The 18,674-nt window shown below is 64.9% G+C and carries 16 protein-coding genes; 6 read left to right on the plus strand and 10 right to left on the minus strand.

The window, feature by feature from the left end; all coding sequences use genetic code 11:
• The 3 genes from kdpB to VF716_RS05930 are packed head-to-tail and all read right to left on the minus strand — an operon-like array spanning nucleotide 1 to nucleotide 3,862.
• Complete coding sequence (kdpB, locus tag VF716_RS05920; protein ID WP_285531252.1) at nucleotides 1-2,052, minus strand: potassium-transporting ATPase subunit KdpB; 2,052 nt, start codon at nucleotides 2,050-2,052, stop codon at nucleotides 1-3.
• Between the two features lie 11 nt (nucleotides 2,053-2,063).
• Nucleotides 2,064-3,764 (minus strand): potassium-transporting ATPase subunit KdpA, encoded by a 1,701-nt coding sequence (gene kdpA / locus VF716_RS05925; RefSeq protein ID WP_125872651.1) that lies wholly within the window; start codon nucleotides 3,762-3,764, stop codon nucleotides 2,064-2,066.
• A gap of 8 nt (nucleotides 3,765-3,772) precedes the next feature.
• The gene (locus VF716_RS05930; protein ID WP_017244973.1) at nucleotides 3,773-3,862 is read right to left on the minus strand and encodes a hypothetical protein; all 90 of its coding nucleotides are present in this window, start codon (nucleotides 3,860-3,862) and stop codon (nucleotides 3,773-3,775) included.
• Between the two features lie 198 nt (nucleotides 3,863-4,060).
• On the opposite strand from VF716_RS05930, the gene VF716_RS05935 reads away from it, so the two are divergent.
• The gene (locus tag VF716_RS05935) at nucleotides 4,061-4,414 is read left to right on the plus strand and encodes a YgaP family membrane protein (RefSeq protein ID WP_014596560.1); all 354 of its coding nucleotides are present in this window, start codon (nucleotides 4,061-4,063) and stop codon (nucleotides 4,412-4,414) included.
• Between the two features lie 75 nt (nucleotides 4,415-4,489).
• Here VF716_RS05935 and VF716_RS05940 read toward each other — a convergent pair whose 3' ends face one another.
• Nucleotides 4,490-5,383: a LysR family transcriptional regulator gene (locus VF716_RS05940; protein ID WP_020306210.1), complete on the minus strand. Its 894-nt coding sequence runs from the start codon at nucleotides 5,381-5,383 to the stop codon at nucleotides 4,490-4,492.
• A 157-nt stretch (nucleotides 5,384-5,540) separates the two neighbouring features.
• Between VF716_RS05940 and VF716_RS05945 the strand changes: the two genes are divergently transcribed.
• Genes VF716_RS05945 through VF716_RS05965 form a run of 5 tightly spaced genes read left to right on the plus strand, consistent with a single transcriptional unit; the run spans nucleotide 5,541 to nucleotide 11,086 of the window.
• The gene (locus VF716_RS05945; protein ID WP_084903323.1) at nucleotides 5,541-7,052 is read left to right on the plus strand and encodes a CoA-acylating methylmalonate-semialdehyde dehydrogenase; all 1,512 of its coding nucleotides are present in this window, start codon (nucleotides 5,541-5,543) and stop codon (nucleotides 7,050-7,052) included.
• A gap of 47 nt (nucleotides 7,053-7,099) precedes the next feature.
• A complete protein-coding gene (locus VF716_RS05950) occupies nucleotides 7,100-7,873 on the plus strand; it encodes an enoyl-CoA hydratase (protein WP_011913069.1) in 774 nt (257 codons plus the stop codon).
• Between the two features lie 36 nt (nucleotides 7,874-7,909).
• On the plus strand, nucleotides 7,910-8,800 hold the full coding sequence (gene mmsB, locus VF716_RS05955; RefSeq protein ID WP_440552221.1) for a 3-hydroxyisobutyrate dehydrogenase: 891 nt from the start codon (nucleotides 7,910-7,912) through the stop codon (nucleotides 8,798-8,800).
• A gap of 2 nt (nucleotides 8,801-8,802) precedes the next feature.
• Entirely contained in the window at nucleotides 8,803-9,897 is a 1,095-nt protein-coding gene (locus tag VF716_RS05960; protein WP_011913067.1) for an enoyl-CoA hydratase/isomerase family protein, read from the plus strand.
• A gap of 37 nt (nucleotides 9,898-9,934) precedes the next feature.
• Entirely contained in the window at nucleotides 9,935-11,086 is a 1,152-nt protein-coding gene (locus VF716_RS05965) for an acyl-CoA dehydrogenase family protein (RefSeq protein WP_020306200.1), read from the plus strand.
• An 868-nt stretch (nucleotides 11,087-11,954) separates the two neighbouring features.
• Here VF716_RS05965 and VF716_RS05970 read toward each other — a convergent pair.
• The 6 genes from VF716_RS05970 to VF716_RS05995 all read right to left on the minus strand — a co-directional run bounded on the left by VF716_RS05970 (nucleotide 11,955) and on the right by VF716_RS05995 (nucleotide 18,516).
• Complete coding sequence (locus VF716_RS05970) at nucleotides 11,955-12,173, minus strand: hypothetical protein (RefSeq protein WP_014596553.1); 219 nt, start codon at nucleotides 12,171-12,173, stop codon at nucleotides 11,955-11,957.
• 325 nt (nucleotides 12,174-12,498) lie between these two features.
• The gene (locus VF716_RS05975; protein ID WP_053527078.1) at nucleotides 12,499-13,581 is read right to left on the minus strand and encodes a CaiB/BaiF CoA transferase family protein; all 1,083 of its coding nucleotides are present in this window, start codon (nucleotides 13,579-13,581) and stop codon (nucleotides 12,499-12,501) included.
• Nucleotides 13,582-13,655: 74 nt separating this feature from the next.
• Complete coding sequence (locus tag VF716_RS05980; protein ID WP_053527079.1) at nucleotides 13,656-15,275, minus strand: long-chain fatty acid--CoA ligase; 1,620 nt, start codon at nucleotides 15,273-15,275, stop codon at nucleotides 13,656-13,658.
• A gap of 127 nt (nucleotides 15,276-15,402) precedes the next feature.
• Nucleotides 15,403-16,542: an acyl-CoA dehydrogenase gene (locus VF716_RS05985; protein WP_440552226.1), complete on the minus strand. Its 1,140-nt coding sequence runs from the start codon at nucleotides 16,540-16,542 to the stop codon at nucleotides 15,403-15,405.
• Nucleotides 16,543-16,552: 10 nt separating this feature from the next.
• Nucleotides 16,553-17,737 (minus strand): acetyl-CoA C-acyltransferase, encoded by a 1,185-nt coding sequence (locus VF716_RS05990; RefSeq protein WP_108241807.1) that lies wholly within the window; start codon nucleotides 17,735-17,737, stop codon nucleotides 16,553-16,555.
• An 11-nt stretch (nucleotides 17,738-17,748) separates the two neighbouring features.
• The gene (locus tag VF716_RS05995; RefSeq protein ID WP_125460052.1) at nucleotides 17,749-18,516 is read right to left on the minus strand and encodes an SDR family NAD(P)-dependent oxidoreductase; all 768 of its coding nucleotides are present in this window, start codon (nucleotides 18,514-18,516) and stop codon (nucleotides 17,749-17,751) included.
• Nucleotides 18,517-18,674: the final 158 nt, after the last annotated feature.

Below are 18,674 nucleotides of genomic sequence, written 5' to 3' on the forward strand. Positions count from 1 at the left end.
TCAAACCAGGCCGATCGCCGTGAGTAACAGGTCGATCAGTTTGATGCCGACGAAGGGCGCGATCAGACCGCCCAGACCGTAGATCAGCAGGTTGCGCCGCAGCAGGCCGGCCGCATCGACCGCCTTTATCTGCACGCCCCGCAACGCCAGGGGGATCAACCCGACGATGATCAGCGCGTTGAAGACAATGGCCGACAGGATGGCGCTCTGCGGGCTGTGCAACTGCATCAGGTTCAACGCGGCCAGCTGCGGATAGATGCCGATGAACAAGGCCGGAAGGATGGCGAAATACTTCGCCACATCATTGGCCACCGAGAAGGTCGTCAGCGCGCCTCGCGTGACCAGCAACTGCTTGCCCACCTGCACCACGTCGAGCAGCTTGGTCGGGTCGGAATCCAGGTCCACCAGGTTCGCCGCCTCGCGGGCCGCCTGGGTGCCGTCGTTCATCGCCATGCCGACATCGGCCTGTGCCAGCGCGGGTGCGTCGTTGGCCCCATCACCGCACATCGCGACCATCTTTCCCTCAGCCTGCTCCTGGCGTATGCGCTGCAGCTTCTTCTGCGGCGTCGCCTCGGCGATCACGTCGTCGACGCCGGCTTCCGCTGCAATCGCGGCGGCGGTCAACGGGTTGTCGCCGGTAACCATCACCGTGCGGATGCCCAGCTGGCGCAGTTCGGCGAAACGTTCACGTATGCCGGGCTTGACCACGTCCTTCAGGTGAATGGCGCCCAGCAGACGATCATCGACGCACACCAGCAGCGGCGTGCCGCCGCTCTGAGCGATCTTCTCGACTTCACGCGTCAGCACTGGCGGCACCTGCGCGGGCGTCATGGCCAGATGTCCGAGCACGGCGTCTACGGCACCCTTGCGATACCGCCGCCCCTGATAGTCGGCGCCGGACAGGCGAGTTTCCGCACTGAACGGGATCGGCTGAATGCCCTGCGCGGATGGCTCGGCCATCGGGGCAAGGGCGCGCAGGTACTCGACGATGGATTTGCCCTCGGCCGTATCGTCGGCCAGCGATGCCAGCAGCGCAGCATGCGACAGCTCGGTCGCCGAAACGCCGGGCGCCTTCACCATCGCGCTGCAGCGTCGATTGCCGAAGGTGATGGTGCCGGTCTTGTCCAGCAGCAGCACCTGCACATCCCCTGCCGCTTCGACCGCACGGCCGGACTTGGCGATGACGTTGAGTCGCACCAGACGATCCATGCCGGCAATTCCGATGGCGGACAGCAAGCCGCCGATCGTCGTGGGAATCAGTGTCACCAGCAACGCGACCAGGTACACCAACGGCAGATCGCCGCCGGCGAAGCGCGCCAATGGCTGCAGCGTGGCGACCACCACCAGAAAGATCAGTGTCAGCCCTATCAACAGGACATCCAGGGCGATCTCGTTGGGCGTTTTCTGCCGTCTGGCGCCCTCGACCAGGGCGATCATCCGGTCCAGTGTCGACTCCCCCGGGTCGCTGCTGATACGCACCAGCAACCAGTCAGATACCACGCGCGTATTGCCGGTGACCGCCGAACGGTCCCCACCCGACTCGCGGATGACCGGAGCCGACTCGCCGGTGATGGCTGCTTCATTGACCGCCGCGATTCCTTCGATGACTTCACCGTCACCCGGTATGAGCTCGCCGGCCTCCACCTTCACCACATCACCGCGGCGCAAGCTGCTTGCCGGTACGACCCGATAACCGTCGCCGGACCGCAGGCGGGCTTCCAGCCCCTGTGCGCCCGCCTTGAGGCTGTCCGCCCTCGCCTTGCCGCGCCCTTCGGCCAGCGCTTCGGCAAAGTTGGCGAACAGCACGGTGAACCACAGCCAGATGGCAATCTGCGCCGCCACCGAGCGGCTCACCGCCGCATCCGGTGCAAAGCACAGCAGCGTGGTGAAGATGGCGGCTATTTCCACCACCAGCATGACCGGCGAACGAATCAGCTGACGCGGATCGAGTTTGAGCAAAGCCTGCCGCATGGCGGGCTTGCAGAGCGTAGCGAACGAGTTGGAGGCGGATTGAGGCTCGGCACCGCCAAATGCCGTTTGACGAACGTTCATCGAAACCTTCCTCAGTAGCCCTGCAGTTGGGCGAAGTGTTCGGCGATAGGGCCGAGGGCAAGAGCCGGCAGGAACGTCAGCCCGCCGACCATCAGGATCACCAGGGTCAACAGCGTCACGAACAGAGGGCCGTGGGTGGGAAAGCTGTTGAGGTCTGTCACCGCACGATTCTTGGCCGCGAGGCTGCCGGCGATGGCCAGCACGGGCAGGATGAAACCGAAGCGGCCCAGCAGCATGGCGAACGCGATCATCAGGTTGTGGTAGAGGGTGCCGCCCCCGAAGCCCGCGAATGCCGAACCGTTGTTGCCAGTGCCGGACGTATACGCATAGAGGATCTGGCTCAGACCGTGCGGTCCGGGGTTGCTGATCGACGCGGCGGGGCCTGGCAGGCTAACGCCCAGCGCCGCCAGCACGAGCACGCCAACTGGCATCACCAGCAGCGTCGCGACCAGCAGACGGACCTCCCGCGCGTCGAGCTTCTTGCCCAGGTATTCAGGCGTTCGGCCGATCATTAGCCCGGCCAGAAAGACCGTGACCAGCACGAACAACAACATTCCATACAAGCCCGCACCGACACCGCCAAAGACGATTTCGCCAAGCATCATGTTGAACATCGCCACCATGCCGCCGAGCGGGCTGAAGCTGTCGTGCATCGCGTTGACCGAGCCGTTCGATGCCGCCGTCGTGGTCACCGCCCATAGCGCAGAGGCAGCGATGCCAAGACGACTTTCCTTGCCCTCGAGCGAGCCTTGCTGTTCCACCGCCAGGCCCGCAAACGCAGGATTGGGCTGATGCTCGGCCACGAGAACGGTCCCCAGCCCGAGCACGAACAGCAACAGCATGCAGGCCAGGATCGCCCGGCTCTGACGCAGGTCCCGCACGTAGTGACCGAACATGAACACCAACGCAGCCGGGATCAGCAGGATCGCAGCAACTTCCAGCAGATTGCTCCAGGCCGTCGGGTTCTCGAAGGGGTGAGCCGAATTGACGCCGAAGAACCCGCCGCCGTTGGTCCCCAGCTGCTTGATTGCGATCTGGCTGGCCGCCGGCCCGAGCGGGATCGTCTGTTCGGCGCCCTGTAGCGTCGATGCCTGAACATAGTCGGTCAGGCTCTGCGGAACGCCCTGCCACACCAGCAACAATGCCAGTACCAGGCTGAGCGGCAGCAAACAGTAGAGGACGGCACGGGTCATATCGACCCAGAAATTGCCGATGCCGCTGGCACAGCGACGCGCCAAAGCACGGCAGAAAACCACCAGCACCGCCAGGCCGACGGCGGGGCTGACGAAATTCTGCACGCCTAGCCCGAGCATCTGGCTGAAGTAGCTGAGCTGGGCCTCACCGCTGTAGGCCTGCCAGTTGGTGTTGGTGACGAAACTGACCGCGGTGTTGAGCGCCAGATGCCACTCGAGCCCCGGCAGCTGCTGCGGATTCAATGGCAACTGGCCCTGCAGCACGAGGATCGCGAACAGCGCCGCCAGGCTGATCGCAGTCAGGCTGAGCAGCGCCAGGCTGTAGCCCTTCCACGTCTGCTCGCCTTCCGGATCGACACCGGCCGCGCGATAGCACAATCGTTCCAGCGGCCCGAGCAGTGGAGTCAGCCAGGTACGCTCGCCTTCCATGGCTCGGTACAGATAGCGGCCGAGCCATGGGGCAGGAACCAGTACGAGTACGAAAAAGGCCGCGATCAGCCAGTAGTCATGGGTCTGCATGCGACCTCCTAACCGCGGTCGGCGCGCATCAGCGCGACCAACAGGTAGAAGAACAGAACGATGGCCAGGCCCAGCGCGAGCCCGTCAAGAATGGTCATGAATGGTGTACTCCCTGTAACGCGTCGATGCGTGTACCGGAAGTGTCCGGGCTGGCGGCGTAAAGATTCGATTGCAGCGAGGCGCGGGCCGCGTAAAGAAACCGTATTTTTTGAACGCTCCGCTTGTCCGCGGCTGTTGGAACGCCAGCGCAGCGGCGCAGTCCTCTATTAACCACTTGCCTTTTGAGGAAGACGCAGATGATGAAGCAACTGTTCGACAAATCCGCCCCGCAGAACGTCCACGGCTGGGAACGCGCCGCCTCGCTGGCGGGTGGGCTGGTGATGATGGGCAAGGGGCTGCGTCGGGGCGGGCTGATCGGGCTGGCGGAGCTCGCCATGGGCGGTATGGCGCTGGCGCGCGGCATCAGCGGGCGCTGCGAAGCCAAGCGCATGTTGACTGAAATGGAGAGCAAGCCAGCCCTGCCGAGCCAGCGCTACAGTCATATGCCGCTGGATTCGGAAGTCCACAGCCCGGACTTCAAGGGTGACAACGTGACATTGCCCGACAGCACGCCGATGGGTCACGAGACGCGCGGCACGCCGCAGGTCTGAACCACTGCAAGGTGGGCTGAAGCCCACCCTTTGCGCGCCGGGAGTCGGCGCCTGCCTCGCCGTACCGACGCCCGATCAAGCCTGCCCCAGCAACCGCCCCTGATTCTGCTGTGCCATCTCCTTGAGGTAGTCCCAAGTGGTGCGCATGCGCGCCAGGTCCTTGAACTCGATGGGCATCAGCATCCAGAAGGTGCGGGTAAAGCTGACCTTCTCTGGCAGCAGCAGTCGCAACCGTGGATCGGCATCGGCGGAAAACGCCGGCAGGATCGCGATCCCCGCCCCCATCGCTACCGCTTCCTGCTGCGCCAGCAGGCTGGTGCTGCGCAGCCCGACCGAGCGGGGATCGGCGATCCCATCGAGAAACAGCAGCTCCTTGCTGAACAGCAGGTCATCCACGTAGCTGACGAAGCGGTGCTCTGCCAGATCCTCGCGGCTGCGGATCGGCGGGTGTTCGTCGAGATACGCCGGCGACGCATACAGCCGCAGCACGTAGTCGGTCAGCCGGGTGATGATGAACGGCCCGCGCTCCGGGCGTTCCAGGGTGATGACGATGTCCGCCTCGTGACGCGACAGGCGCACCGCGCGCGGCAGCGCCAGCAGGTCGATGTTCAGGTGCGGATAGCGCCGGCTGAGCCCGGTGAGCTGGCCGGCGAGCATCACCGTGCCGTAACCCTCGGTGGCGCCGATGCGCACTTGCCCGGAAAGGCCATCGCCCATGCTGGGCAGTGAATGTTCGATGGCCACGCTGGCACTTTCCATGGCCTCGACCCGCGGCAACAGGTTGCGCCCGGCTTCGGTGAGCTTGTAGCCACCCGGCTCGCGCAGGAATAGCTGCAGGCCGATGCTTTTTTCCAGCGCCTGCAGCCGGCGCGAGACCGTGGTGTGGTCGACCGCGAGCCGACGCGCCGCAGTGGTCAGCCGCCCCGCTCGGGCGACTTCGAGGAAATAGCGCAGATTGTCCCAGTCCATGGTTGCCGCCTCCAGCAGGTTCCTGTGCATTTATGCAGAGCGACTCTGCAGTCGATCGCATTGTAATGTGATTTTTTGCATTGCTACATTCAATGCAGCCCTCGCAGCCGTCCGCGAGCCAATAACAACAACAGTGCCTTTTCAGGCGGAGAGCCATATGACAACGTCCAACGCCATTCCTACCGTCAAACTGCTGATCGACGGTGAATTTATCGAATCGACCACCCAGGACTGGCGCGACGTCGTCAACCCGGCGACCCAGGAAGTCCTGGCGCGCGTGCCGTTTGCGACCGCCGAGGAAATCGACCGCGCCGTCGCCAGCGGCCAGAAAGCCTTCAAGACCTGGCGCAAGACGCCGATCGGTGCGCGTGCGCGCATCTTCCTCAAGTACCAGCAGCTGATCCGCGAGAATATGAAGGAGCTGGCGGCGATCCTCACTGCCGAACAGGGCAAGACCCTGGCCGATGCCGAGGGCGACGTGTTCCGCGGCCTGGAAGTGGTCGAGCACGCCGCCGGTATTGGCAACCTGCAGCTCGGCGAGCTGGCGAACAACGTCGCCGCCGGCGTCGATACCTATACCCTGCTGCAGCCGCTGGGCGTCTGCGCTGGTATTACCCCATTCAACTTCCCGGCGATGATTCCGCTGTGGATGTTCCCGATGGCCATCGCCACCGGCAATACCTTCGTCCTCAAACCGTCCGAACAGGACCCGATGGTCACCATGCGCCTGTGCGAACTGGCGTTGGAAGCCGGCGTGCCGCCGGGCGTGCTCAACGTGGTGCATGGCGGCGCCGATGCGGTGAATGCGATCTGCGACCACCCGGATATCAAGGCGGTGTCCTTCGTAGGTTCGACCAGGGTCGGCACCCACGTCTACAACCGTGCCAGCCAGGCCGGCAAGCGCGTGCAGTGCATGATGGGCGCGAAGAACCACGCCATCGTGCTGCCCGATGCGCACAAGGAGCAGACCCTCAACGCCATCGCCGGTGCCGCCTTCGGCGCGGCCGGCCAGCGCTGCATGGCGCTGTCGGTGGTGGTGCTGGTGGGTGAGGCGCAGGCCTGGATTCCCGATCTGGTAGCCAAGGCGCAGACCCTCAAGGTCAACGCCGGTGTCGAGGCTGGCACCGATGTCGGCCCGCTGGTTTCCTGCGCGGCGCTGGATCGCGTCAGCGGGCTGATCGAACGTGGTGTGCAGGAAGGAGCCAGGCTCGAACTGGATGGCCGTAACCCGAGCGTCAGCGGTTACGAGAACGGCAACTTCGTCGGCCCGACCCTGTTTTCCGGCGTCACCCCCTCGATGAGCATCTACCGCGAAGAAATCTTCGGCCCGGTCCTCTGTGTCATGGCGGCAGCGACCATGGACGAAGCCATCGAGCTGATCAACGCCAACCCGAATGGCAACGGCACCGCCATCTTTACCCGCTCCGGCGCGGCGGCGCGGCACTTCCAGGAAGAGATCGACGTGGGCCAGGTCGGCATCAACGTACCGATCCCGGTGCCGGTGCCGATGTTCTCCTTCACCGGCTCCCGCGCTTCCAAGCTCGGCGACCTCGGCCCCTACGGCAAGCAGGTGGTGCAGTTCTACACCCAGACCAAGACCATCACCGAGCGCTGGTTCGACGAAAACGAGGTCGGCGGCCCGGTCAACACCACCATCAACCTGAAGTGACATCACCCACCGGGCCGGCGGACGCGCCGGCCCTCAAGGACGCTGAAATGACATTCGAAACCCTGCTCGTCGACATCCAGGAGCGCGTCGCGCTGATCACCCTCAACCGGCCGCAGGCGCTCAATGCGCTCAATGCGCAGCTGATCAGCGAGCTGAACCAGGCCCTGGGCCAGCTCGAGGCCGATCCGCGGATCGGCTGCATCGTGCTCACCGGCTCGGCCAAGGCGTTCGCCGCCGGCGCCGACATCAAGGAAATGGCCGAGCTGTCCTACCCGCAGGTCTATCTCGATGACCTCTTTGCCGAAGCTGACCGCATCGCCACGCGCCGCAAGCCGCTGATTGCCGCCGTCGCCGGTTACGCGCTGGGTGGCGGCTGCGAGCTGGCATTGCTCTGCGACATGATCTTCGCCGCCGACAATGCGCGCTTCGGCCAGCCGGAAGTCAACCTCGGCGTGCTGCCGGGCATTGGCGGCACCCAGCGCCTGACCCGCGCAGTGGGCAAGGCCAAGGCGATGGACATGTGCCTGACCGGTCGCCAGATGGACGCCGCCGAAGCCGAGCGCGCCGGCCTCGTCGCGCGCGTATTCCCGGCCGAAAGCCTGCTGGAGGAAACCCTCAAGGCCGCCCGGGTGATCGCCGAGAAATCCCTGCCGGCCACCATGATGATCAAGGAAAGCGTCAACCGCGCCTTCGAGACCACGCTGGCCGAAGGCATCCGCTTCGAGCGTCGCGTGTTCCATGCGGTGTTCGCGACCGCGGATCAGAAGGAAGGCATGGCCGCGTTCAGCGAGAAGCGCAAGCCTGAGTTCACCAATCGCTAAGCCGCATCTGGCCATAACAACAAGAGGAAACACGCCATGCATATCGGATTCATCGGCCTGGGCAACATGGGCGCACCCATGGCCCACAACCTGCTCAAGGCAGGCCACCAGCTCAGCGTATTCGACCTCAACGCCGCGGCCGTTGAAAACCTGGTCGGCGCCGGCGCGCTGCCGGTCGACTCCCCGACCGCCATCGCCCAGGGCAATGCCGAGCTGATCATCACCATGCTGCCAGCGGCGCCTCACGTGAAGAGCGTGTACCTGGGCGAGAACGGCCTGATCGCCAGCGCCCGTGCCGGTGTGATGCTGATCGACTGTTCGACCATCGATCCGCACAGTGCCCGTGAAGTGGCCAAGGCTGCCGCCGAGCATGGCAACCCGATGCTCGATGCACCGGTTTCCGGCGGCACCGGCGGCGCCGCGGCCGGCACCCTGACCTTCATGGTAGGTGGCAGCGATGCGGACTTTGATCGCGCACAGCCGATTCTCGCGGCCATGGGCAAGAACATCGTGCGCTGCGGTGCAGCCGGTAACGGCCAGGTGGCCAAGGTCGCCAACAACATGCTGCTGGGCATCTCCATGATCGGCGTAGCCGAGGCGATGGCCCTGGGCGTCGCGCTGGGCATGGATGCCAAGACCCTGGCTGGCGTGATCAACACCTCCAGCGGTCGCTGCTGGAGCTCGGATACCTACAACCCCTTCCCGGGCGTGCTGGACAACGTACCGGCCTCCCGCGGCTACAGCGGCGGCTTCGGCAGCGACCTGATGCTCAAGGACCTGGGCCTGGCCACCGAGGCCGCCAAGCAGGTGCGCCAGCCGGTGATCCTCGGCGCCCTCGCCCAGCAGCTCTACCAGAGCTTCAGCGCCCAGGGTCATGGCGGCCTGGACTTCTCGGCGATCATCAATCAGTACCGCAAGGACACCTGACCATGACTGCAACCGAACGCCCCGTGCTGGCCGCCGTACGCAACCACGTCGGCCACCTCACCCTCAACCGCCCGGCCGGGCTGAATGCGGTGACCCTGGAAATGGTCCGCCTGCTGCACCAGCAGCTCAGCGCCTGGGCTGCCGATCCGCAGATTCATGCCGTGGTACTGCGTGCCAATGGCGAAAAAGCCTTCTGCGCCGGCGGTGACATCCGTTCGCTGTACGACAGCTTCCAGCGCGGCGACACCGAGCACGAAACCTTCTTCGAGGAGGAATACGCCCTCGACCAGTACATCCATGCCTACCCGAAACCACTGCTGGCACTGATGGACGGTTTCGTCCTCGGCGGCGGCATGGGCCTGGTCCAGGGCGCGTCGCTGCGGGTGGTTACCGAGCGCGTGCGCATGGGTATGCCGGAAGTCGGCATCGGCTATTTCCCGGATGTGGGCGGCAGCTATTTCCTCTCGCGCCTGCCGGGTGAGCTTGGCACCTACATGGGCGTCACCGGCCTGCAGATCCGCGCCGCCGATGCGCTACACGTGGGCCTGGCGGACTGGTGCGTCAGCCACGACCAGATTGCCGAGCTGGATCGCTGCCTGGACCGCATGAGCTGGTCGGTCCATCCCCAGGAGGCGCTGCGCACCCTGGTGGCCACACTAGGCACCAACAGGCTGCCCGGTTCCGAACTCAAAGCGCTGCACCAAGCCATCGACGAGCATTTCGCCAAGCAGGACGTGGCATCGGTTCGTGCCTCGCTGGCAGCCGAGAACCGTCCCGAATTCAGCGACTGGGCCGCCGAGACCCTCAAGGTGCTCGACAGCCGCTCACCCCTGGCGATGTGCGTCACCCTGGAGATGCTGCGGCGCGGCCGCAATTTGCCGCTGGCCGACTGCTTCGCCCTGGAGCTGCATCTGGACCGTCAATGGTTCGCCAAGGGCGACATCATGGAAGGCGTGCGCGCGCTGATCATCGACAAGGACAAGTCACCGCGCTGGAATCCGCCGACGCTGGCAGAGGTCACGCCGGAGCGCGTCCAGGCGTTCTTCGACGGCTTCAAGGCCACCACCGGCAAGACACGCCGCAGCGCCACGGCCTGAACCTCTTTGCAGCACAACAACAAGAAGAGACCGCGCAATGCATGACCTCGAACTCAGCGAAGACCAACGCATGATCCGCGACATGGCGCGCGACTTCGCCCGCCGCGAGATCGCCCCCCATGCACAGGCCTGGGAAAAGGCCGGCTGGATCGACGACGCCCTGGTCGCCCAGATGGGCGAGCTTGGCCTGCTCGGCATGGTCGTCCCGGAAGAATGGGGCGGCAGCTATATCGACTACGTAGCCTACGCCCTGGCCGTGGAGGAAATCTCCGCCGGCGACGGCGCCACCGGCGCGCTGATGAGCATCCACAATTCGGTGGGCTGCGGCCCGGTGCTGAATTACGGCTCGCAGGCGCAGAAGGACGAGTGGCTGGCTGAACTGGCCAGCGGCCGCGCCATCGGCTGCTTCGCCCTCACCGAACCGCAGGCCGGCTCCGAGGCGCACAACCTGCGCACCCGCGCCGAACTGGTGGACAGCCAGTGGGTGCTCAACGGCAGCAAGCAGTTCTGCAGCAATGCCAAGCGGGCGAAGTTGGCCATCGTCTTCGCGGTGACCGATCCGGACCTCGGCAAGAAGGGTCTTTCCGCGTTTCTGGTGCCCACCGACACCCCTGGTTTTGCGGTGGAGCGCAGCGAACACAAGATGGGCATCCGTGCCTCGGACACCTGCGCGGTCTCGCTCAGCGACTGCCGAATCCCGCAGGCCAACCTGCTTGGCGAGCGTGGCAAGGGCCTGGCGATTGCGCTGTCGAACCTCGAAGGCGGACGCATCGGCATCGGCGCGCAAGCGCTGGGCATCGCCCGTGCGGCCTTCGAGGCCGCCCTGCTCTACGCACGCGAGCGCGTGCAGTTCGGCAAACCGATTGCAGAGCACCAGAGCATCGCCAACATGCTTGCCGACATGCAGACCCAACTGAATGCGGCGCGTCTGCTGATTCTGCATGCCGCGCGGCTGAAGAGCGCCGGCCTGCCGTGCCTGTCCGAAGCCTCCCAGGCCAAGCTGTTCGCCTCGGAAATGGCGGAGAAGGTCTGTTCGCAGGCAGTGCAGATCCACGGTGGCTACGGCTATCTCGAGGACTACCCGGTGGAGCGCTACTACCGCGATGCGCGTATCACGCAGATCTACGAGGGTTCCAGCGAAATCCAGCGCCTGCTGATCGCGCGGGAGCTGGCGAACTATCCGCTTTAGCGATGAACCCTTGGAAAAGGCGCCGCCGATGCCGCAGTGCTTCCTGATGGCAAATCCGGACAGCCGGGGCTGAATTTTCAGCTTTCATTGGCGGGCCAACGCCCATCCTAGGGCAAATACCTCACGGGATGTGACGTCCCCGCTCCACCTGACTGCCCGATGGTCTGCAGGCTGGGCTTCAGCCCACCACCCGCTCGAAGCCCATAACCACAGCCAAATAAAAAGGGGAGCCGCTAGGCTCCCCTTCAGGGCGTGTTGCTTTGTTCTTCTTCTGCTGACGGGCTTGTTGTTTTTGTTCGCAGCCCGATCGGACCATCGTCCGCATAGCAGTCCCATTCGGGACAGAAAGAACAAACGGATTATTTTGGTCGCTGAAGTTGCCACTGCCCTCGCGGGTTCAACCGGTTCTGGAGCTGCCTCAAGGCAGTTTTATTGTTCTCGGTCCGGTCGACAGGAACCTGTCGGGCAATTCCTCTCCAAAAGAATCAGTTTGCTACGTCTCCCACCTGCTTGTTTTTATTGTGTCGGAGTCGCTACGTGTTGTTCTTGTTATTGGGTGTGCTTTCTTGTTCTTGTTGTGCCCATTAGAAAGCATTCGCCGTGCCAGCTTTTGAGATTCCTTTATTTTCAATGAGTTAGCCTTCTTCACCTGTCACGGGAGGCTGCCGCGCCAGCCCTTTCGTTACCGCCCACTCCAGGAGACCGTTACGCCGTACGAAAGGAGTAACACCTTCGGACAGGTTTCCAGTAACAGCTGCAGCTCCGCATCGGGCGCTCAACGCAGGACACCCCGACAGTGGTCACCGTCAGGGTGTCGATCGCTCGATGGGCATAGGTAGGTTCTTCGGCTGGTTAGCGCCTGGGCGTATCAGGCGTCCGCTGTTTGCACAGCAGTTTCCTTGCGTCTTGCCATGTAATCGCAGGCCAGAATGGCCAGCAGTGGAACGACGCCAACACTGAGGGCAGCGTGCCAGGATCCGATCAGACCCACGAAAAGCATCCCCACGACAACGATCGCAGCGACGCAATGGGCCAGGAAACGACACAGTTCAAGTGCAACTACTTGTTGTTCGGCATTGTTATTCATACGTTTGACTCCCCGTTTTTCTTGTAATAAGCAGCCTCCGTTTTCATATTAGTCCGCCGTTAAAAGCCTGCAACCAAAACCGACGTGCGGCACGTCTAGGGCGGGCTTTACAGGGATTACCCCATACTTTCGTCGATACCGTTCAATAACTTTGGCGGCTGTTCGAACATAAGTCGCAGATATTCTGGAATCCATTTCCTGACTGTTTGTCCAATAAAAGCCATGCTGATAAGCAGGGCGCCCGGGCAGCACCATGAACGGCCCCAGCGAGGCTTTTATTGAAAAAAGCCCACAGGCTTCTTCGCCATTTCACCCCGCCGCGCGCTCAGTCCCACCCTTCGTTCGTACTGCACCGCAGCGTTCGCCGCGCCTTGCCCGGTGTGCGCGAAAACCGCGGCGCCGGCGCCGCCTGCATCATCCCGTCGAGTTCCTGATAGACCCCGCGCTGGCGCAGATGGGGATGCTGCGGCGCATCGGCCAGTTCCAGCACGGGCGCGAAACAGGCGTCGCTGCCCTCCAGCAAGGCACACCACTCGGCTTGGGTGCGGGTCGCGAACAGCCGCTCCAGCAACTCGCCCTGCGCAGGCCACTCGGCCGGATCGGCACAGCCCGCCCACAGCGCTTCCGGTGCGTCCATGCGCTCCAGCAGCTCGCCCCAGAACTGCGGTTCCAGCGGGCCGATGGCGATTTCGCGGCCGTCCGCGCAGCGGTAGCAGCGATAGTTCGGCGCCGCCCCAGCCAGCGGATTGCGATCACGCTGCAGGTCGATCCGCCCACTCGGCAGCAAGCCGGCGAAGAACGTCATCAGCGACGATACCCCGTCGACGATGGCCGCATCGATCACTTGCCCCTGCCCTGAGCGCTCGCGCTCCCACAATGCGGCGAGAATGCCGACGGCGAGGTAGAGCGAGCCACCACCGAAATCACCTACCAGATTCAACGGAGGGATGGCCGGCCCGCTGTCGCCACGGATCGCCGCCAGCGCGCCGGTCAGCGCGATGTAGTTGATATCGTGCCCAGCGGCCTTCGCCAACGGGCCGCTCTGCCCCCAACCGGTCATGCGCCCGTAGATCAGCCGCGGATTGCGTTCCAGCAGCTCGTCCGGCCCCAGCCCCAACCGCTCCATCACCCCGGGGCGGAAGCCTTCGATCAGCACGTCGGCGTCCATGGCCAGCGCCAGGCTTCGCTCTCGTCCCGCCACGCTGCGGATGTCGAGGGTCAGCGTCTTGCGCCCGCGATCGACCACCGGGTTCGGCCAGCCATTGCCACCTTCGCGCTCGATACGCAGCACCTCGGCGCCCATGTCGGCCAACAGCATGGCGCAATGCGGACCGGGGCCGATGCCGGCGAATTCCAGCACGCGCAGCCCGCACAGCGGTCCGCTACGGGTATCGTCATGTTCGTTCATGGGTCGATCTCCTCAATGCACACGCGCGCGGACGCGCCCCGCGCCGAAGCGCAGAGCGCGTCCGTTGACAGGCGTTACTGGTTGACGACGCTGGGCTGGTTCTCGACCAGATGATTGCGATAACGCTCGCGCAGGACCTTCTTGTCGATCTTGCCGGTGGCGGTGAGCGGCACCGCGTCGAAGATCACCGCGTCAGGCATCCACCACTTGACGATGTTCGGCTCCAGGTGGGCGAGGATTTGCTCCACCGTGATCTCGGCATCGCTGTGCGGCTCGACCACCAGCAGAGGGCGCTCCTCCCATTTCGGGTGGAACACCCCTACCACTGCCGCCACCTTCACGCCCGGGCAGGCCGCGGCCACGTTCTCGATATCGATGGAGCTGACCCATTCGCCACCGGACTTGATCACATCCTTGCTGCGATCGGTGATGCGCATGAAGCCATCGGCGTCCAGCGTGGCGATGTCCCCGGTGTCGAACCATCCTTCGGCATCCAGCGCGCTTTTCTCGCTGCGGTAGTAGCGTTCCACCGTCCATGGCCCGCGTACCTTGAGGCTGCCGGAGCTGACACCATCACAGGGCAGCTCGTTGCCCTGCTCGTCCACTACTTTCAGCTCAATGCCGAACTGCAACCGCCCCTGGCGCGACCAGATGGTGTCGTTGGTGGCCTGCTGGCCGCGTTCGGCCAGCTTGGGCGTCGGCGTCGCCACCACGCCCAGGGGGCTGGTCTCGGTCATGCCCCACAGCTGGCAGACCGCCACGCCATACTTGGTCTGGAACGTCTCGGCCATGGCCCGCGGTACGGCGGAACCGCCGATCACCAGCCGTGCCAGGCTGCCCGAATCCTCGCCGCTGCGCTCCAGATGCGCGAGGTACATGGTCCAGATGGTCGGCACGCCGCCGGACAGGGTAACGCCCTCGCTCTTGATCAGCTCCTGCAGGCTGGCGCCGTCCATCTTGTCGCACGGCAGGACGAACTTGCAGCCATTGATCGCCGCAGCGAACGGCAGCCCCCAGGCGGTGCCGTGATAGAGCGACGAACAGGGCATGATGCAGTCGAAGGCGGACAGACCGAACGCACCGGAGAGCCCCGCCGCCATGGCGTGCAGCACCACCGAGCGGTGGCTGTAGAGCACGCCCTTGGGGTCGCCGGTGGTGCCGGAGGTGTAGCAGAGCACCGCACCAGCGTTCTCGTCGAACTGCGGCCAGGCGAGCGGCTGTTCGACGGCGATCAGCTGCTCGTAGCCCATCACCCCTTCGAGGCCGGACGAAGGCTGCGCGGCCAGTTCGATGAAATGCCGGATATTGCTCAGCCGCGGCCGCAGACGAGCGACGCAGGCGGCGAAGCTGCTGTCGAACAGCAGCACCTGGCTGCCGGCATGGTTGATGGTGTACACGATCTGCTCATCCGACAGCCGCGGATTGGCGGTGTGCAGCACCGCGCCGATGCCGGGTACGGCGAAGAACAGTTCGTAATGACGATGGGTGTTCCAGGCCAGCGACGACACGCAGTCGCCGGGGCCGATGCCCAGCGCACGCAGCATACTGGCTGCCTGCGCGGCGCGGTTCGCAAGGCCGGAGTAGTCGTAGCGCCAGAGGGGTTCATCGACCAGCCGCGAGACGATTTCGCGGTCGCCATGGGCACGGGCGGCGTGGGTGAGGATGCCGCTGATCAGCAGGGGGGCGTTCTGCATCAAACCTGGTTGCATGTTTCCTACCTCTATCTTGTTTTTATTGTCGACGTGCCGGTCGAGGAAACGGCGTTCTACCGGCATGGTTCTTCGTTTGGCCGCCTCAGGCACGCGGGCGGCGCAGCGGTGCTCAGTCAGATCCTCCGAGGTTGCGGGAGATGACCAGGCGCTGGATGTCGCTGGTGCCTTCGTAGATCTGGCAAACCCGTACGTCGCGGTAGATGCGCTCCACCGGGAAGTCGGACAGGTAGCCGTAGCCACCCAGGGTCTGGATCGCTGCCGAGCAGACCCTTTCCGCCATCTCCGAGGCGAACAGCTTGCCCATCGAGGCCTCCACCAATGCCGGCCGACCGGCCTCGCGCAGCGCCGCAGCGTGATGGACCATCTGCCGTGCCACGGCGATCTGCGTGGCCATGTCGGCCAAGCGGAAGGCCACCGCCTGGTGCTCGATGATCGGCTTGCCAAAGGTTTCGCGCTCTCTGGCGTAGTCGCGCGCCGCTTCGAAGGCGGCGCGGGCCATACCCACCGCCTGGGCGGCGATGCCGATGCGGCCGCCCTCCAGGTTGGCCAGGGCGATGCGGTAGCCCTCGCCCTCCTCGCCCAGCCGGTTGGCCACCGGCACGCGCAGATCCTCGAAGGCGATCTGGCAGGTGTCCGAGGCGTGCTGGCCGAGCTTGTCCTCGACCCGTACCACCTGATAACCCGGGCTGTCGGTCGGCACAATAAAGGCACTGATACCGCGCTTGCCGGCGTCCGGATCGGTGACGGCGAAAACGATCACCGTGCCTGCATGCTTGCCCGACGTGATGAACTGCTTGGCACCATTGAGCACGTAGTGATCGCCGTCGCGCCGGGCGCGGGTGCGCAGGCTGCTGGCATCGGAGCCGGCCTGAGGTTCGGTGAGGGCAAAGGCACCGATCTGCTCGCCGCGCGCCAGCGGGGCAAGGAAATCGCGCTTCTGCTGGTCGTTGCCGAAACGCAGGATGGGCACGCAACCCACCGAGTTGTGCACGCTCATGATGGTCGAGCAGGCGCCGTCACCGGCGGCGATCTCCTCCAGCGCCATGGCATAGGCCAGGTAGCCGGTGTCGCTGCCGCCCCACTGCTCCGGCACCAGCATGCCGAAGAAACCGAGCGCAGCCATCTCGCCGATCGCCTCGGCCGGGTAACGGTGCTCGCGGCTCCACTGTTCGGCGAAGGGCTTCAAGCGCTCCCGGGCGAACTGCCGGGCCATCTCGGCGATCGCGCATTGATCCTCATTGGGCAACATGGGCGCCTCCTCAGACCAGTTCGACGGCCATGGCGGTGGCTTCGCCGCCGCCGATGCAGATCGCCGCCACGCCGCGGCGCAGGCCACGGGCGCGCAAAGCCGAAAGCAGCGTCACCAGGATTCGCGCGCCCGAAGCACCGATGGGATGCCCGAGCGCACAGGCGCCACCGTTGACGTTGACCTTGGCGTGGTCCAGGCCCAGCTCGCGCATGGCGGCCATGGCAACCACGGCGAAGGCCTCGTTGATCTCGAACAGATCGACCTCCTCGACGGCCCAACCGGTGCGCTCCATCAGCTTGTGGATCGCCCCGATTGGCGCCGTGGTGAACAGGTTCGGTGCATCGGCATAGGCCGCGTGACCGTGGATCACCGCCTGCGGCTGCAGACCCCAGCGCTCGGCTTCGGAGCGACGCATCAGCAGCAGCGCGGCGGCGCCGTCGGAAATCGAGCTGGCGTTGGCCGCAGTCACCGTGCCGCCCTCGCGGAACGCCGGTCTCAGGGTGGGGATCTTTTCCAGCATCGCCTTGGGCGGCTGCTCGTCATCGCGGATCTGGCGCTGCTGTTTGCCCTGGGTAACCTCCAGCGCGACGATCTCATCGGCGAAGCGCCCTTCGCTGATCGCCACCTGCGCCCGACGTAGCGATTCCAGCGCGAACGCGTCCTGCTCTTCACGCGTGAAGCCGAACGTATCGGCACATTCCTCGGCGAAGGTGCCCATCAGGCGTCCCTTGTCGTAGGCATCTTCCAAGCCGTCTAGAAACATGTGGTCCAGTACCCGACCGTGCCCCATGCGGTAGCCGCCGCGGGCGCGGTCGAGCAGATACGGCGCGTTGGACATGCTTTCCATGCCGCCGGCGACGACGATCTCCGCGCTGCCCGCCAGCAGCTGGTCATGCGCCACGATCACAGTCTGCATGCCCGAACCGCACATCTTGTTGACCGTCGTGCAGGTGGTGGCACGGGTCAGCCCGGCGCCGAGAGCGGCCTGGCGCGCCGGTGCCTGGCCCTGACCAGCGGGCAACACGCAGCCCATCAGCACGTCCTGCACGTTCTCGGCCGGCAGCCCGCTGCGTTCCACGGTGGCGCGGATGGCGGCAGCGCCGAGTTGCCAGGCGGTCATGCCCTGCAGGTCGCCCTGAAAGCCGCCCATGGGCGTGCGTGCGCTGCTGACGATTACGATCGGATCATCTTTCATCTCTGCTTCCTTCATTTGGCGGCCATGCGCAAGGCACCGTCGAGGCGGATCACCTCGCCGTTGAGCATGCTGTTCTCGAAGATGTGCCGCACCAGCGCGGCGTATTCGGCCGGATACCCCAGACGTGGCGGGAATGGCACGCCGGCAGCCAGCGAGTCGCGGATTTCCTGGGTCATGCCGGCCATCATCGGCGTCTCGAATACGCCGGGGGCGATAGTCATTACCCGGATGCCGAAGCGCGCCAGCTCGCGGGCGGCCGGCAATGTCAGGCTGACCACACCGCCCTTGGACGCGGCATAGGCGGTCTGGCCGATCTGCCCATCGAAGGCGGCGATCGAGGCCGTATTGATGATCGCGCCGCGCTCGCCGCCTTCGTCCGGCGCGTTCTCGGCCATCGCCTCGGCGGCCAGGCGCAGCATGTTGAAGCTGCCGATCAGGTTGATGCCGACGATGCGGCTGAAGCTGTCCAGACTGTGCGGCCCGTTGCGGCCGAGGACCTTTTCGCCGCCGGCGACGCCGGCGCAGTTGACCAATCCGTGCAGCGCACCGAAGCGTTCGCGAGCAGCGCTGACGGCATGGCGGGCGGCCGTCTCGTCGCGGATGTCGGCGACCACACTGAACGCGTTCGCGCCCAGTGCGTGGGCAGTGGCCTGTGCGGCCGTCTCGTCGAGATCGACCAGAACCACCTTGCCGCCGGCCTCGACCAGCGCCTGCGCCGCTGCGGCGCCGAGGCCGGACGCGCCGCCGGTGATAAGGAATACGTTGTCCTGAATCCGCATGGCGTTCTCCCGTGCTTGTTGTTATGGGGTTCGAAGCCGGGATCATCTTTGGACAGCGACGGGCGGGCGGCAATGGTCGATCTATTCAACCTGCCTGACCGTTTTGGCCAATGGCAAAAAGCGATTACAGGTCTGCCCATAGAGCGTGGGCAAAAGCG

The sequence above is a fragment of the Stutzerimonas sp. Brlt_14 genome (assembly GCF_051948915.1).
GTDB lineage: Bacteria > Pseudomonadota > Gammaproteobacteria > Pseudomonadales > Pseudomonadaceae > Stutzerimonas > Stutzerimonas stutzeri.

Excerpts from the sequence above, each read along its gene's own strand:
- kdpB (WP_285531252.1), bottom strand. The coding sequence starts at position 2,052 with ATGAACGTTCGTCAAACGGCATTTGGCGGTGCCGAGCCTCAATCCGCC.
- kdpA (WP_125872651.1), bottom strand. The coding sequence starts at position 3,764 with ATGCAGACCCATGACTACTGGCTGATCGCGGCCTTTTTCGTACTCGTA.
- VF716_RS05930 (WP_017244973.1), bottom strand. The coding sequence starts at position 3,862 with ATGACCATTCTTGACGGGCTCGCGCTGGGCCTGGCCATCGTTCTGTTC.
- VF716_RS05935 (WP_014596560.1), top strand. The coding sequence starts at position 4,061 with ATGATGAAGCAACTGTTCGACAAATCCGCCCCGCAGAACGTCCACGGC.
- VF716_RS05940 (WP_020306210.1), bottom strand. The coding sequence starts at position 5,383 with ATGGACTGGGACAATCTGCGCTATTTCCTCGAAGTCGCCCGAGCGGGG.
- VF716_RS05945 (WP_084903323.1), top strand. The coding sequence starts at position 5,541 with ATGACAACGTCCAACGCCATTCCTACCGTCAAACTGCTGATCGACGGT.
- VF716_RS05950 (WP_011913069.1), top strand. The coding sequence starts at position 7,100 with ATGACATTCGAAACCCTGCTCGTCGACATCCAGGAGCGCGTCGCGCTG.
- mmsB (WP_440552221.1), top strand. The coding sequence starts at position 7,910 with ATGCATATCGGATTCATCGGCCTGGGCAACATGGGCGCACCCATGGCC.
- VF716_RS05960 (WP_011913067.1), top strand. The coding sequence starts at position 8,803 with ATGACTGCAACCGAACGCCCCGTGCTGGCCGCCGTACGCAACCACGTC.
- VF716_RS05965 (WP_020306200.1), top strand. The coding sequence starts at position 9,935 with ATGCATGACCTCGAACTCAGCGAAGACCAACGCATGATCCGCGACATG.
- VF716_RS05970 (WP_014596553.1), bottom strand. The coding sequence starts at position 12,173 with ATGAATAACAATGCCGAACAACAAGTAGTTGCACTTGAACTGTGTCGT.
- VF716_RS05975 (WP_053527078.1), bottom strand. The coding sequence starts at position 13,581 with ATGAACGAACATGACGATACCCGTAGCGGACCGCTGTGCGGGCTGCGC.
- VF716_RS05980 (WP_053527079.1), bottom strand. The coding sequence starts at position 15,275 with ATGCAGAACGCCCCCCTGCTGATCAGCGGCATCCTCACCCACGCCGCC.
- VF716_RS05985 (WP_440552226.1), bottom strand. The coding sequence starts at position 16,542 with ATGTTGCCCAATGAGGATCAATGCGCGATCGCCGAGATGGCCCGGCAG.
- VF716_RS05990 (WP_108241807.1), bottom strand. The coding sequence starts at position 17,737 with ATGAAAGATGATCCGATCGTAATCGTCAGCAGCGCACGCACGCCCATG.
- VF716_RS05995 (WP_125460052.1), bottom strand. The coding sequence starts at position 18,516 with ATGCGGATTCAGGACAACGTATTCCTTATCACCGGCGGCGCGTCCGGC.